At 71.2% G+C, this 13,284-nt stretch carries 13 protein-coding genes; 8 read left to right on the top strand and 5 right to left on the bottom strand.

All coding sequences use genetic code 11. From position 1 onward, the window contains the following. Nucleotides 1-42: 42 nt before the first annotated feature. Both M3Q23_06395 and M3Q23_06390 read right to left on the bottom strand, forming a co-directional pair. On the bottom strand, nt 43-600 hold the full coding sequence (locus M3Q23_06395; protein ID MDP9341723.1) for a 2'-5' RNA ligase family protein: 558 nt from the start codon (nt 598-600) through the stop codon (nt 43-45). Continuing rightward, entirely contained in the window at nt 597-1,781 is a 1,185-nt protein-coding gene (locus tag M3Q23_06390) for an acetyl-CoA C-acetyltransferase (protein ID MDP9341722.1), read from the bottom strand. Before M3Q23_06390 ends, M3Q23_06395 begins: the two co-directional genes overlap by 4 nt. A 121-nt stretch (nt 1,782-1,902) precedes the next feature. Here M3Q23_06390 and M3Q23_06385 point away from each other — a divergent pair, with 121 nt between their 5' ends. Beyond that, nucleotides 1,903-2,118, top strand: coding sequence for a hypothetical protein (locus tag M3Q23_06385; GenBank protein MDP9341721.1), 216 nt, complete (start codon nt 1,903-1,905; stop codon nt 2,116-2,118). A gap of 49 nt (nt 2,119-2,167) precedes the next feature. On the opposite strand, the gene M3Q23_06380 is transcribed toward M3Q23_06385, so the two are convergent. Further along, complete coding sequence (locus M3Q23_06380; GenBank protein MDP9341720.1) at nt 2,168-3,997, bottom strand: AAA family ATPase; 1,830 nt, start codon at nt 3,995-3,997, stop codon at nt 2,168-2,170. Between the two features lie 203 nt (nt 3,998-4,200). Here M3Q23_06380 and M3Q23_06375 point away from each other — a divergent pair, with 203 nt between their 5' ends. From M3Q23_06375 to M3Q23_06345, 7 genes are read left to right on the top strand one after another with little or no spacing between them, the layout of a single operon-like run. Further along, complete coding sequence (locus tag M3Q23_06375; protein ID MDP9341719.1) at nt 4,201-4,626, top strand: hypothetical protein; 426 nt, start codon at nt 4,201-4,203, stop codon at nt 4,624-4,626. Beyond that, nucleotides 4,623-5,054 carry a methylmalonyl-CoA epimerase gene (gene mce, locus M3Q23_06370; GenBank protein ID MDP9341718.1) on the top strand — a complete coding sequence of 144 codons (432 nt, stop codon included), beginning with the start codon at nt 4,623-4,625 and terminating at the stop codon, nt 5,052-5,054. The genes M3Q23_06375 and mce overlap by 4 nt, the downstream gene beginning before the upstream one ends. 11 nt (nt 5,055-5,065) lie before the next feature. Next, nucleotides 5,066-6,262 (top strand): acyl-CoA dehydrogenase family protein, encoded by a 1,197-nt coding sequence (locus tag M3Q23_06365; GenBank protein ID MDP9341717.1) that lies wholly within the window; start codon nt 5,066-5,068, stop codon nt 6,260-6,262. Next, a complete protein-coding gene (locus tag M3Q23_06360) occupies nt 6,259-7,428 on the top strand; it encodes a M20 family metallopeptidase (protein MDP9341716.1) in 1,170 nt (389 codons plus the stop codon). Before M3Q23_06365 ends, M3Q23_06360 begins: the two co-directional genes overlap by 4 nt. Then, a complete protein-coding gene (locus tag M3Q23_06355) occupies nt 7,425-8,489 on the top strand; it encodes a phosphotransferase family protein (GenBank protein ID MDP9341715.1) in 1,065 nt (354 codons plus the stop codon). The genes M3Q23_06360 and M3Q23_06355 overlap by 4 nt, the downstream gene beginning before the upstream one ends. After that, nucleotides 8,479-9,168: an HAD family phosphatase gene (locus M3Q23_06350; GenBank protein ID MDP9341714.1), complete on the top strand. Its 690-nt coding sequence runs from the start codon at nt 8,479-8,481 to the stop codon at nt 9,166-9,168. The genes M3Q23_06355 and M3Q23_06350 overlap by 11 nt, the downstream gene beginning before the upstream one ends. Then, entirely contained in the window at nt 9,165-10,541 is a 1,377-nt protein-coding gene (locus tag M3Q23_06345) for an adenylate/guanylate cyclase domain-containing protein (GenBank protein MDP9341713.1), read from the top strand. The genes M3Q23_06350 and M3Q23_06345 overlap by 4 nt, the downstream gene beginning before the upstream one ends. Nucleotides 10,542-10,608: 67 nt before the next feature. On the opposite strand, the gene add is transcribed toward M3Q23_06345, so the two are convergent. Beyond that, nucleotides 10,609-11,601, bottom strand: a complete 993-nt coding sequence (gene add, locus M3Q23_06340) for an adenosine deaminase (protein MDP9341712.1) — start codon at nt 11,599-11,601, stop codon at nt 10,609-10,611. Nucleotides 11,602-11,641: 40 nt separating this feature from the next. After that, nucleotides 11,642-12,889, bottom strand: a complete 1,248-nt coding sequence (gene ccrA, locus M3Q23_06335) for a crotonyl-CoA carboxylase/reductase (protein MDP9341711.1) — start codon at nt 12,887-12,889, stop codon at nt 11,642-11,644. Between the last annotated feature and the right edge of the window lie 395 nt (nt 12,890-13,284).

The raw sequence follows: 13,284 nt of genomic DNA, 5'->3' as shown, positions 1-13,284 counted from the left end.
TCCGGTCGATGTTCGCGTGGATGCCCGGAGGCGCTTTCTGCCTCACAGGGTCAGGTCGCCGTGCAGCGCGAACCGGGCGTCGACCTTCCATGTGCCGTCGCCCGACATCAGCCAGACCTGGCTGGCGGTGGCATCGACGGGGAGGCTTCCGGCGATCTCGCGTTCGACCCGATCCAGCACGGCGCCATCCTCGCAGATCCCCGGGGCCTGGCAGTCCGCCACCGTGAGGTGTGGGATCACCTCGTCCAGCTCGAGCTGCCCGCCGTAGGGCTTCAGGCCCGGGAAAAGGTCCATCACGACACGGGTGAGCTCGAGGAACGGGTCGGCGCGGTCGGGTTCCAGGTACAGCAGGGCGTCGTCGAACCGGGCCGGCCGGACCAGCCGGAAGTCCCACGGCTCGAACCGGCCCAGGGTCTCGTTCAGGTTCCCCACGACGTCCGGTCCGATCTCCTCGGGCCGCAGGAACGGGGCCATCACGGTGACGTGGGCCGGAACGCCCTTGCGGGCGTCGAGCGCGTACCGGGCCCGCCACGGCCCCACCAGCGGCTCCGCTTCCGGGATGGGGACCAGCAGCGCCGTCTGGACTTCCCCGGCGGTCACGCCACGCGACGGATGATCAGCGCGTCGCCCTGGCCGCCTCCGCCGCACAGCGAGGCGCCCCCCAGGTCCACACCGCGCCGGCGCATCTCGTAGGCCAGCGTGAGCACCAGACGGGCCCCCGAGGCCCCGATGGGGTGGCCCAGCGCGATCGCGCCGCCGTTCACGTTCACGATCTCCTCGTCGGCTCCCAGCATGCGGGTGGCATTCAGCGCGACCGACGCGAACGCCTCGTTGATCTCGATGAGCCCGAGGTCGTGGACATCCCTGCCCGCCTTCTTGAGGGCGTTCTGCATGGCCAGCGCGGGGACGGTGTGCAGATAGGCGTAGCGCTCGGCGGACATCCCGTGGGCCACGACCTCGGCCAGCGGCGTCACGCCCAGCTCCTCCGCGATCTCCGGAGCCATGACCACGACCGCCGCAGCCCCATCGGAGATCTGCGACGCGTTGCCGGCGGTGATGGTGCCGTCCGGCTTGAACGCGGGCTTCAGCGCGGCCAGGCCCTCGGGGGAGGTGTCGGGGCGGATGCCCTCGTCACGATCCACCACCACCGGGTCGCCCTTGCGCTGCGGAACCTCGACCGGGACGACCTCCTCGGCCATGCGGCCCTCGTCCCACGCGGCCGCGGCACGCCGGTGGCTCCGGGCGGACCAGGCGTCCTGGTCCTCGCGTGTGAGGGACAGCTCCGCGTTGACCTCGTCGGAGGACTCCCCCATGTGCTGGTCGGTGAAGGTCGACCACAGCCCGTCGTAGATCATGGAGTCCACGATCCGCGAGTTCCCCAGGCGGGAACCGAACCGCGCGTCGGGCAGCAGGTACGGCGCGTTGGTCATCGACTCCATCCCACCGGCCACGGCGATCTTGATCTCGCCGGCCCGGATGAGCTGGTCGGCCAGCGCGATGGCGTTCAGGCCGGACAGGCACACCTTGTTGATGGTGATGGCCGGGACTTCCTTCGGGATCCCCGCCTTGATGGCGGCCTGGCGGGCCGTGATCTGGCCGGCGCCGGCCTGGAGCACCTGCCCCATGATGACGTAGTCGACCCGGTCGGCAGGCACGCCGGAGCGGGCCAGCGCCTCGCGGATGGCCACGGCCCCGAGGTCCACGGCCGCGAGGTCCTTGAACCCGCCGGCGAACTTCCCGATGGGCGTCCGCGCGCCGGCGGCGATGACGGATGGGGTCATGGCAACGCTCCTGTTCGAAGGGTTCTCCCCAGTCTACGCTCCGACCCGACATGGACGGTTCCGATCCGAAGGGGGGGAGGGCATGCAACGACCCGCGGCACAGCAGAGTCCGATACGACTGGTGGCCGCCATCTTCTATCTCGCGCTCGCGCTGTGGATCGTGATGACCGTGGTCACCATCCTCAGTCCGAGCTCGGCCACGGCAAAGGCGGCCGGCGTGTTCGGCATCCTGTCACTGGGAGCGTTCTTCGGCCTGCTGGGAGGACTGATCATTGCCCGGGTGGAGTCGATCAGGGGAGGTTCAGGCCATTCGCCGGAGGGCGGCTACCAGGGCTGAGACCCTCGTTTCCCGTCGACGCGTCGTGGCGCCCGGCCCGTGGCGCGCGTCAAGCTTGGCGAACCGCCAGGGCGCGGTCGATGACGTCCGTGATGGCGTCGCCGACCAGCTCGTCGCGCTCGATCAGCGCGTCGCGGAGGGCCTCGACCACGTCGCGGTTCTCCTCCAGCAGGGCGGTCACCCGTTCCTTCTGGGCGTTCAGGATGTCCTCGACCCGGCGCTTGGCGTCCTCGTCCGACAGCACCTTGGCCACCAGGTTGGCCGGCGCGATCGGCCCCGTGTCCATGGCCTCGTAGGAGACCATCGACCCGGCCATCCCCAGCGCGCCGACCATGGTGGCGGCGACCTGCGTGGCGGTGGCCAGGTCGTTCGCGGGACCCGTCCCGCTCTGCCCCAGGAACACCTCCTCGGACACCAGCCCGCCCAGCGCGATGGCCACCGAGGCCTCCAGCTCCGAGCGGGCCCGGGTGAAGCGCTCCTCCCGATCCCCGTGGGCGAGCAGGCCGAGCGACTTGCTGCGCTTGATGATCGACAGGACCTCCAGCCGTCGCTCCGTGCTCAGGAAGTGGGCGACGGTGGCGTGGCCAGCCTCGTGCGTGGCCACGGCCCGGCGCTCCTCCTCCGTGTACACGACCTGCTGCTTCAGGCCGACCTCCTCGTTCATCTTGGCCTCGTACACGTCGGCCACGTTCATCGCGCGGCGGCCGTCACGAAGCGCAATCAGCAGGGCCTCGTCGAAGAGATGCTCGATGGCTACCGGGGTGTAGCCGAGGGTGTCGTGGGCCAGCCGGTCGCGCGCCTCCTCCGCCTCCAGCTGCTCGTGGTGGGCCTTGCGGAGCAGGAAGAAGTCGATCAGGTCGCGACGCCCCTGCTTGGTGGGGAGGTCGAAATACAGACGGCGGTCGAACCGCCCCGGGCGGAGCAGCGCGGGGTCGAGGTCGTCGGCCCGGTTCGTCGCCGCGATCAGCAGGATGTTGTGGTACTTGGGCTTTCCGGACTGGAGGCGCTTGCCCTCCGGGATGTAGCCGTTCAGCCACTCCAGCACCCGGTGCCACATCCGTTCGCGAAGGGGCGGCTGGTCGAAGGACTGGAGCTGGATCAGCAGCTCGTTCACCATGCCGCCGGTGCCCGGGGACACCATCCGGGACACCGCCCGGCCGGCGCCCGCGGCAGGTTCCGGCGGGGCCTGCGTGGACGACAACGCGCCCCGGCTCGCCCCGATGGCGTCGATCTCCTCGATGAACCCGATGGCGCCGCCCTCGCGACGGGCCGCCTTCCGCAGCGCCTTGAAGAACGCCCGGATCCGGGCGGCGGTCATCCCGAACCACATGGACTGGAAGGCGGGCGACGACACGAACAGGAAGGGCACGCCGGCCTGCTTGGCCATGGCCTTGGCCATGAACGTCTTGCCGGTGCCGGGCGGCCCCTCGAACAGCATGCCGCGGCGCGGGTTCCCTCCCAGCTCCTTGCGGAACGTGGCGTACCCCATGAACACGTCCAGCGTGTGCAGGACCTCCTCCACCTGCGGGTCGAGGCCCTTCACGTCGAACAGCCCCAGCTCGATGTGCTCCGGGCGGATCAGCATGTGCGGTGACCGCGAGTTCGCCACCATCGGCAGGATCAACGCCGCCCCGAGCAGGACGACCAGCAGGAGTGGGGGCAGCCACAGCTCGGCTCCCGACGGCAGATGCGGCAGGCCGATGGGATCCCCGGTGAGGTACCGGAACCACAGGAACGCGACCAGGGCCCCCAGGACGACCGCCAGGCGGGTGACCCGCCGGTGCCGGGTTCGGGCCCGGACCCGGGCCACGTCGGCCCGGCCCGCCCGCAGGAGCTGCGAGCCCTCCACGAATGCCGCGCTCTCGTTTCTCCTGCTCATCGGGGCGGCGCCTCCAGCCGGAAGTTGTCCGCATCCGGGCAGGGCGATGCTACCTACCGGCATCCGGTAAGGCCATCAGCCGTTTGGCCCGTTCGCCGGTCCGTGGGGCTGAGAGACCCACGGGGCATTGGCTTCGCTGCAATGGACAGAGCCGAGCGACTATCGTGGGCACCGGCCGAGAGGGAGCTTCACGGAACGCGCCCATGCCCAGGAAGAAGCTGGAACGCATCGACGAGGAGACCGCCCGAACGATCGGGGGACTCCTGCGCGGGCTGCGGCGCTCGGCCGGATACCGCGCCGTCCGGGACGCCGCCGCGAAGCCCGGGTCCCCCGCGGCGCAACAGACCATCTACGCGTACGAGCGGGGCGGCCTGGTGCCGTCCATCAAGCAGTTCATGGAGCTCGTGGAGTTCTACGCCACGAACCCGAACGAAGGGGCCGAGCCCAGGGTGGACATGGCCAAGCTCCGGTACCAGGGCGTGGCGGCCGTGACCAAGGCCCTGACCATGCCCGCCTACCATTTCACCGAGGCCCTGGACCTGATCCAGCGGCTCCAGCCGGCGCCCCCTCGGAGCCGGCGGCGGGTGGCCCGGAACGCCAGGGACTCCGCGAACGGGCGCACGGCGTGATCCCGGCCGGCATCGGCGCGACGGAGATCGACCACGTCGGCATCGCGGTCCGGGACCTGGACGCGTCCGTGGAGCACTACCGCCGGGTGCTGGGCGCGGAGCCGGTCCACCGGGAGACCGTCCACGACCAGGGTGTGGAGGAGGTCCTGTTCCGGGTGGGCACGTCCTTCGTGCAGCTGCTGGCGGCGCTGGGGCCGGACACGCCAGTCGGGAGGTTCCTGGAACGGCGGGGTGAAGGGGTGCACCACGTGGGCTACCGGGTCCCCGACGTCGCGGCCGCCATCGAGCACCTTCGGGTCCAGGGCGTGCCGCTGATCGACGAGGCGCCCCGACCCGGCTCGCGGGGCACCACCGTGGCGTTCGTGCATCCGAAGGGGTTCGCCGGCGTGCTCGTGGAGCTGGTCCAGGAGGAAGGTGCAGGCCACTGATCGACTTCGAGGTGCCTGCGGAGCTGGAGGAGTTCCGGGGGCGGGTGGCCGCGTTCGTTCAGGACGAGGTGTTGCCGGTGGAGGCCGAGCTCAACGGCGAGGACTACGAGTCGTTCCTCCCCGAGCTGCGGGCGAAGGCCAGGGAGGCCGGGCTGTGGACGCCGCACCTGCCCGCGGAGTGGGGCGGCCTGGGCCTGGGCGCGCTGGGCATGGCCCTGGTGTCGCAGGAGCTCGGGGTGTCCGGTCTGGCCTCGCTGGCGCTCAACGTCATGGCCCCCGACGAGGGGAACATGCACCTGCTGCTGGGGGCCGGGACGCCAGAGCAGAAGGACCGGTACCTGAAGCCACTCGCCGCGGCGCGGATCCGTTCCTGCTTCGCCATGACCGAGCAGGACGTGGCCAGCTCCGATCCCCGCCAGCTCCGCACGACGGCGGTTCGCGACGGCGACGAGTGGGTCGTCGACGGGGAGAAGTGGTTCGTGTCGGGGGCGCAGGGCGCGGCGTTCGCCATCGTGGTCGCGATGACGGACCCCGACCAGGAGAAGCCGCACCGCCGGTACTCGTTGTTCATCGTGGACGCCGACACCCCGGGCTGGAAGGTGGTCCGGGAGATCCCGGTGATGGGCTCCGCCGGGCCCGGCGGGCACTGCGAGGTTCGCCTGGAGGGCTGCCGGGTTCCGGCCGACGCGATGCTGGGCGGTCCGGGCGAGGGATTCGCGCTGTCGCAGCAGCGCCTGGGGATGGGCCGGATCGGCCACGCCATGCGGTGGATCGGGGTGGCCCAACGGGCCCTGGACCTGGCGACGGGACGGGCCCTGGAGCGCGAGGCCTTCGGCAAGCGGCTGGCGGAGCACGAGGCCATCCAGTGGATGCTGGCCGACTCCGTCATCGAGCTGTACGCGTCCCGCCTGATGGTCCTGCACGCGGCGTGGAAGATCGACCGCGGCGACGACCACCGCCAGGAGGTCTCCATCGTGAAGGTGTTCGTGGCGGAAGCCCTGGGGCGGATCCTGGACCGGGCCGTGCAGGTGTTCGGCTCGCTCGGCATCGCCACCGACGTCCCGCTGGCGCGGTTCTACCAGGACGCTCGCGCCGCCCGGATCTACGACGGCCCGTCGGAGGTCCACCGCATGGTCATCGCCCGCAACCTGCTGAAGGCCTACCTGGCGGAGCGAACCACCAAGGGAGCGACGGGAGGGATCGCGTGAGCGCGGACGGCCTGAAGGAGGCGGCCCGAGCCAGGCTGGAGCGGGCCCGGGAGGCTCTCCTCGACCTCAGCCACCGCATCCACGCCAACCCGGAGCTCGGCTACGAGGAGGAACAGGCCTCGACATGGGTGGCCGAGGCCCTCGAGCTCGGCGGCTTCCGGGTGGAGCGCGGGATCTGCGAGCTCCCCACCGCCTTTCGGGGGACGGTCGGCACCGGCCCGTTGCACGTGGCCATCTGCGCCGAGTACGACGCGCTTCCCGACATCGGGCATGCCTGCGGCCACAACGTGATCGCCGCCGCCGCGGTGGGGGCCGGGCTGGCCCTGGCGGAGGTCGCCGACGACGCCGGGTTGACCGTGTCGGTGGTCGGAACGCCCGCGGAGGAAGGTGGCGGCGGCAAGATCCTGATGCTGGAGCGGGGCGGCTTCGAGGGCGTCCATGCGGCCATGATGGTCCATCCCGCCCCGTTCGAGCTGGTGGAGATGCCGATCATCGCCGCGGTGTCGTTCGACCTCCGGTACACGGGGCGGGAGGCGCACGCGTCGGCGTTCCCGGAGCTCGGCATCAACGCGGCCGACGCGCTGGTGGTGGCGCAGGTGGGGATCGGGCTGCTCCGCCAGCACCTCCGGCAGACCGATCGGGTCCACGGGATCGTCACCAAGGGAGGGGACGCCCAGAACGTGGTCCCGGCCCACACCGAGGCCCAGTACATGGTCCGGGCCAGCACCCTGGCCGAGCTTCAGGAGGTCCGGGACAAGGTCATGCGGTGCTTCGAGGCCGGCGCCCTGGCCACCGGGGCCACGCTCGAGGTCGTGCACGAGTACCCGGCCTACGCGGAGATGCGCCACGACCCCGACATGGCCCGGCTGTACCGGCGGAACGCCGAGGCCATCGGGCGGACGTTCCCGGACCTGGGGGACATGGTGAAGCGGGCCGCGGCCTCCACGGACATGGGAAACGTGTCGCTGGCCATCCCGACGATCCATCCGGCCCTGGGGATCGACTCCCTGCCGGCGGTGAACCACCAGCCGGCGTTCACCGCGCAGTGCGTGGCCGAGCCGGCCGACCGCGCCGCCATCGAGGGCGCGCTGGCCATGGCGTGGACGGCCATCGACATGGCAGCGGACGGGCAGCTCAGTCGCCGGCTGATCGGAGCCGAGGCGTGACGGGGGCAGGTCCCCGGGCCGAGGACCGCCAGCGCCCGCTGGTCGACCCGGACGCCCTGGAGCGGTTCCTGGAGGACCGCCTTCCCGGCCCCGGGCGCGTGGAGGTCGAGCGGCACATGGCCGGGCACTCCAACGAGACCTTTTTCGTGCGCCGGGGCGAGGACGAATGGGTGCTCCGCCGCCCGCCCCGCGGGGCGTTCCTGCCCACCGCCCACGACGTCCTCCGCGAGTACCGCGTGCTGTCGGCCCTGTCCGGAACCGGCGTCCGGGCTCCCCGCCCCGTACTGGCCTGCGACGACCGGGCGGTGATCGGCGCGCCCTTCTACCTCATGGAACGAGTCCGCGGGTTCGTCATGCGAGGCGAGCTTCCCCCGGGGTTCGCCGACGACGTCACCGCCCGCGAGGGGATCGGCGACGAGCTGGTGGATGCCCTGGCCGAGCTGCACGCCGTGGACTGGCAGTCCGTGGGGCTCCAGGGGTGGGGGCGGCCAACCGGGTACCTGGAGCGGCAGGTCAAGCGGTGGCGGGGCCAGCTCGAGCTGGCCACGCAGTTCTCCCGGCCGCTCCCCGACCTGGTCCGGGTGGGCGCGTGGCTGGCCGGCCACGTGCCCGAGGACGCGCCGCCCGCCATCGTGCACGGCGACTACAAGCTCGACAACGTCACCTTCGATCCGAACCCGCCGGCCCGCCTGCTCTCCATCTTCGACTGGGAGATGTCCACCATCGGCGACCCGCTGGCGGACGTGGGCTGGATGGTCTCGTTCTGGCGCGAGCCCGGGGACCCGGAGGATCCCATGGAACGGGACGCCGCGCTGACCCGCCTGCCGGGGTTCCTGACCAGGGCGGAGTTACTGGAGCGCTACCGCGATCGCACCGGCCGAACGGCCCCCGACATGGCGTTCTACCTGGTGCTGGCGGTGTGGAAGCTGGCGGTCCTGCTGGAGGGGAGCTACGCGCGCCACCTGGCGGGAGTGACCGACGACCCGCTGTTCGCCGAGCTCGAGGACGGGGTCCCGGTCCTGGCCCGCCGCGCGCTCGGGCTGATCCGCGATGCCGGCTGACGGGACGTTCCGGGCCCTGCTGGTCGACTACGGCGGGGTGATGACCTCGTCGATGGGCCGCGTGTTCGCGGCCTTCTGCCTGGAGGCCGGGGTCGACCCGAGCGTGTTGAAGGACCTGATCGGGGACGCCTACGGCGGTGGGGATCCGGGGGGCGTCATGGCCCGAATGGAGCGGGGCGAGATCCCGCTCGAGAAGTTCGAGCAGTGGATGGCGGACGCGCTCTCCGAGGGCCTGGAGCGCCCGCTCGACTGGGAGGGCCTGAAGGACCGGATGAACGCGGGGATGGTGCCGGACGCCATGATGATGGAGGCGGTCCGCCGGGCCCGGACCTCCGGGATCCGCACTGCGCTGGTGTCGAACAGCTGGGGAGGCGGCGCGTACCAGCGCGAGCGGTTCCCGGAGCTGTACGACCAGGTGGTCATCTCCGGCGAGGTGGGCGCCCGAAAGCCCGAGCCCCCCATCTACCTCCTGACCGCGGAACGACTGCGCGTGGCCGCCGAGCAGTGCGTGTTCGTGGACGACCTCCTCCAGAACGTGGAGGGCGCCAGGGCCGTCGGGATGGAGGGCATCGTGCACCGCAGCGCCGAGTTCACCGTCCCGAAGCTGGAGGCGCTGTTCGGCGTCGCACTCTCCCAACTAGGGCCCACCGGAAACGACAGCGTCCCCTCCGCGAGATGAGCTCCAGGAGCGGCACCCCGGATACCTGGTTCCTGAGGACGCGGGACGGCGTCTTCATCGCCTACCAGGTGGTGGGGAAAGGGCCGGTCGACGTCGCCTTCGGCTTCAATTCCGACGAGGGGAACGTCGATCTGATGTGGGACGAGCCCGACTGGCGCCCATTCCTCACCGGCGCTGCGGAGTTCGCCCGGGTGATCCTGCACGACCGCCGCGCCACCGGCGTGTCCAGCCGAAACGTGCCCCCGCCGAACCTGGAGACCCAGGTGTCGGATCTCCTGGCCGTCCTCGACGTGACCGGCGCCGCACGTCCGATCCTGGCCGGCGGAACGCAGGGCGGCCAGATGCACGCGCTGTTCGCGGCCACGCATCCCGACCGAGTCGCCGGGCTGCTCTGGAACAACCCCGTGGCCCGCACGGCGTGGGCACCGGACTATCCGTGGGGCGACGGGCCGGAGGAGTTCGAACGCTCCATGAGGCGTTCCCAGCTGTGGGGAACGGCCGACTACGGACGCTCCATCGCGGAGTATCGGGAGGCCGAACGGAGGGGTGTCCCCCTCGCCGCCCTCGCCGACCTCGCCGCCGTGGACCACGACCACGAGCGACTCAACATCTACGCCAAGATCGTCCGCAACACCGCGACTCCGGACGTGGCTCACGAGATCTACCGCATCGACTGGGAGACCGACGTGCGGGCCATCCTGCCGTCCGTGCACGTCCCGGCCGCGCTGATCACGGGAACGCGGGACGAGGTCGCCCAGGCCGAATACATCGCCTCGCTCATGCCGAATGCGACCGTGCACGTCCTGGAGGGCCGGTCGGGTCTGGCCGCGGAGCCGATCCTCGACATCCTCCGGGGCCTGGCAGGCATCGAGCGCCCGCCTCCGGGTCTCGACACCGTTCTGTCCACGGTCCTGTTCACCGACATCGTGGACTCCACCGCCAGGCAGGCCGCTGTCGGCGACCGGGCCTGGAAGGAGCTGGTGCTCGCGCACCACGCCGTCGTCCGCGAGGCCCTGGCCCGGTGGCGTGGGGTGGAGAACGACACGGCGGGGGACGGGTTCTACGCCACCTTCGACGGACCGGCGCGCGCGATCCGGTGCGCGCTGGAGATCGCCGAACGGGTCCGCCACCTCGAGATCGAGGTCCGCGCCGGTGTGCACACCGGCGAGTGCGAGGTGATCGACGGGAAGTGCGCGGGGATCACCGTGTCGATCGGCGCCCGTGTCGCGTCGAGCGCCAGCGCGTCGGAGGTGCTGGTGTCGCAGACCGTGAAGGACCTTGTCGCCGGCTCCGGATTCACGTTCCACGACTCCGGCGAACACGAGCTGAAAGGCATCCCGGACCGGTGGCACCTGTACCGTGCGGCGACGTGAGGCGGCCCGTTCCTGGGCGAGGCCCCCTCGCTCGGCTCAGGCCAGCCGACGGCTCCCGGGGTGGAGGTCACGACTCCCGGGCCTCGGGCCAGGGGTAGGCCCGGCCGATCGCGTCCAGCCGTTCCTTCGTCTCGGCATCGCACAGGGCACCGGCCACGCCGGCCTCGTAGAACGCGCGAGGCGGGATGCCGAACCCTGTGGCCACCTCGTACTCCCGGGTGAGGTCCGTGTCGAACATCTCGGGGTCGTCGGTCGAGATCGAGCACCGGATGCCGTGCCCCACCAGTCGCGGGAGCGGATGCTGGCCCAGGGAGGCGACGGCACCCGTGCGGAGGTTCGACACGGGGCACACGTCGAGGACGATGCCGCGGTCCGCCAGCTCCCGGACCAGGGCGGGATCCTCCTCCGCTCGAATGCCGTGGCGGATCCGGTCCGCCCCCAGCTTCTCGAGGGCGCCCCAGATCGACCGAGGGCCGACGACCTCGCCGGCGTGGGGAACCGAGCCCAGCCCACCTTCTTTGGCCGCCCGGAAGGCCGGCGTGAACGGCTCCGGCGGGCAGCGCGTCTCTTCCCCGCCCAACCCGATGCCCACGACGCCCCGGTCGCGGTACTCGATCGCGTACCGGACCGCGGCCATGGCATCCTCCAGAGGCGAGTCCCGGGTGATGTCGGGGGTCAGCCGGACCTCGACGCCATGGCGCTCCCGTGCCTCCTGGGCGCCGTCGCAATAGCCAGAGAAGATCTCGTCCCATTCGACGCCCCGCCACACCCGCTCGACCGGCGAGAAGATGCCCTCGATGTACACGGCGCCGTGGCCCGCCGCCTCGCCGGCGTAGTCCACGACCAGCTGGCGGAAGTCGTCGGCGTGCCGCAGCGCGTTCGTGACCAGGATCCAGACCTCGATGAAGTGGTCGAAGTCGCGGAACCGGTACAGGGCCCGGACCCCCTCGACCGTGTCCACGGGGAGCGGGTAGCCGTTGCGGCGGGCGATGTCCAGCAGCCGCTCCGGGTGCAGCGTCGCCTCCAGATGCACGTGAAGCTCGATCTTCGGGTAGGGCATCGAACTCTCCAGCCGCGGGGTGCTGCCAGCCGGCCAGTCGCTAGCCCGGCAGGTCGGTGAGGCCCTCGCGCGGGGCCGAGACCAGGGCCGCCATGTTCCCCTCCGGGTGGCGGTTCCCGGCCATCAGCTGGTGGGCCCCCGGGATCTCGTGGAAGGCGAACGTCCGCGAGAGGCAAGGGTCGACCCGCCCGTCCACCACCAGCTGGTTGAAGGCCCTGGACTGCTCGTCGTTCGCGAAGTGCGAACCCTGGAACCGCTTCTGGCGCATCCACAGGTACCGCAGGTCCACCACCGCGTTGTAGCCCGTGGTGCCGGCGCAGATCACCACCATGCCGCCCGTGTCGCACATGAAGATCGAGGTGGGAACGGTCTCCTCGCCGGGGTGCTCGAACACGATCCGGGGGCTCACTCGCTCCCCCAGCGCGTCCCAGAACGCCTTCCCGAACCGCTTCGCGCCCTCCAGCCACGTGGCGAAGGCGTCGGTGTCGGTCCAGTGCGGGAGCATCCCCCAGTGGTCGAACCCCCGGCGGTTGACCACCCCCACCGCGCCGAGCTTGCGGCAGAACTCGGCCTTGGACTCCGAGGACACCACGGCCACCGGCCGGCCCCCGAACTCCCGGGCGATCTGGATGGCCATGGACCCCAGCCCGCCGGCCCCGCCCCAGATCAGCACGGGGTCGCCGTCCTGCACCACGTTCGGCGGCCACCCCCGGAGCATCCGGTACGCCGTCGCACCGACCAGCGTGGGGGCGGCGGCCTGCTCCCAGGTCAGCTGCGGCGCCTTGGGCAGGCACTGGTGGTCCTGGACCTTGGTGAACTGGGCGAACGAGCCCCAGTTCGACTCGTAGCCCCAGATCCGGAAGCTGTCGGCGAATCCGGGGTCGCCACCGTCCGCGACGAAGGGATCGTCCGGATCCCACTGCCCGCAGTGGATCACCACGTGGTCGCCCGCGGCGACGCCGGTCGCGTCCCTGCCCACCGCGTACACGACGCCCGACGCGTCGCTGCCGCCGATGTGGAATTCGGCGGGCTCGTCGAACCGGGCATGCACCCGGGTCACGTCGACCGGGACGCCCCGGGCCGCCCACACGTTGTTGTAGTTGATCCCCGCGGCCATGACCAGCACCAGGGCGTCGCGGGGGCCGAGCTCGGGGACGGCGATCTCCTCGACCAGGAAGGCCTCCTCGGGCTCCCCGAACCGCTCCGGCCGGATGACCTGGGCGTACATGCGCTCGGGCACCTCACCGGCCGGTGGGATCTCCCCGACCTCGTAGAGGTCCTTCGGCATCGCGTGCTCCTCGACTGTCCGGACGGCGGGCGAACGGAAGCTACCCGACAGTAGGTCAATCAAACGGACCTCGGCAAACCGCCAAACGGCCCCTTGAGGCGAGGCCCGGCGACCGAAAACCTAGTCTGAGCATGCATCCCGGGGAACCCGCCAAGGACCTTCTCGTCCCCTACTGGCTCCGGACCGTCCGGATCGGGGTCATCGTCACCGTTCTCACCATCGGCGTGCTGGGGGTGTTCCCGTTCCTGCGCCACGGTGGGCCGTTCTCCCTAAGTGGTCGCCACCATAATTACACCGACGTAAGTTGTAGGCTATGGTTTCCTCCGAGAGGAGGGTGCCATGCCGAGGAAGAGCCCGTACAAGATCGTCCTCGACCCGGCCACGCGGAGGATCCT

This window comes from Actinomycetota bacterium (assembly GCA_030774015.1).
Taxonomy (GTDB): domain Bacteria; phylum Actinomycetota; class UBA4738; order UBA4738; family JACQTL01; genus JALYLZ01.
The sequence above is the reverse complement of the archived record's forward strand: the minus strand, read 5'-3'. Positions and strand labels throughout refer to the sequence as shown.

Bases quoted from the DNA above. Each gene is read 5' to 3' on its own strand.
- M3Q23_06375 (MDP9341719.1), top strand. From the start codon at position 4,201: ATGCCCAGGAAGAAGCTGGAACGCATCGACGAGGAGACCGCCCGAACG.
- M3Q23_06380 (MDP9341720.1), bottom strand. From the start codon at position 3,997: ATGAGCAGGAGAAACGAGAGCGCGGCATTCGTGGAGGGCTCGCAGCTC.
- M3Q23_06350 (MDP9341714.1), top strand. From the start codon at position 8,479: ATGCCGGCTGACGGGACGTTCCGGGCCCTGCTGGTCGACTACGGCGGG.
- ccrA (MDP9341711.1), bottom strand. From the start codon at position 12,889: ATGCCGAAGGACCTCTACGAGGTCGGGGAGATCCCACCGGCCGGTGAG.
- M3Q23_06390 (MDP9341722.1), bottom strand. From the start codon at position 1,781: ATGACCCCATCCGTCATCGCCGCCGGCGCGCGGACGCCCATCGGGAAG.
- M3Q23_06345 (MDP9341713.1), top strand. From the start codon at position 9,165: ATGAGCTCCAGGAGCGGCACCCCGGATACCTGGTTCCTGAGGACGCGG.
- add (MDP9341712.1), bottom strand. From the start codon at position 11,601: ATGCCCTACCCGAAGATCGAGCTTCACGTGCATCTGGAGGCGACGCTG.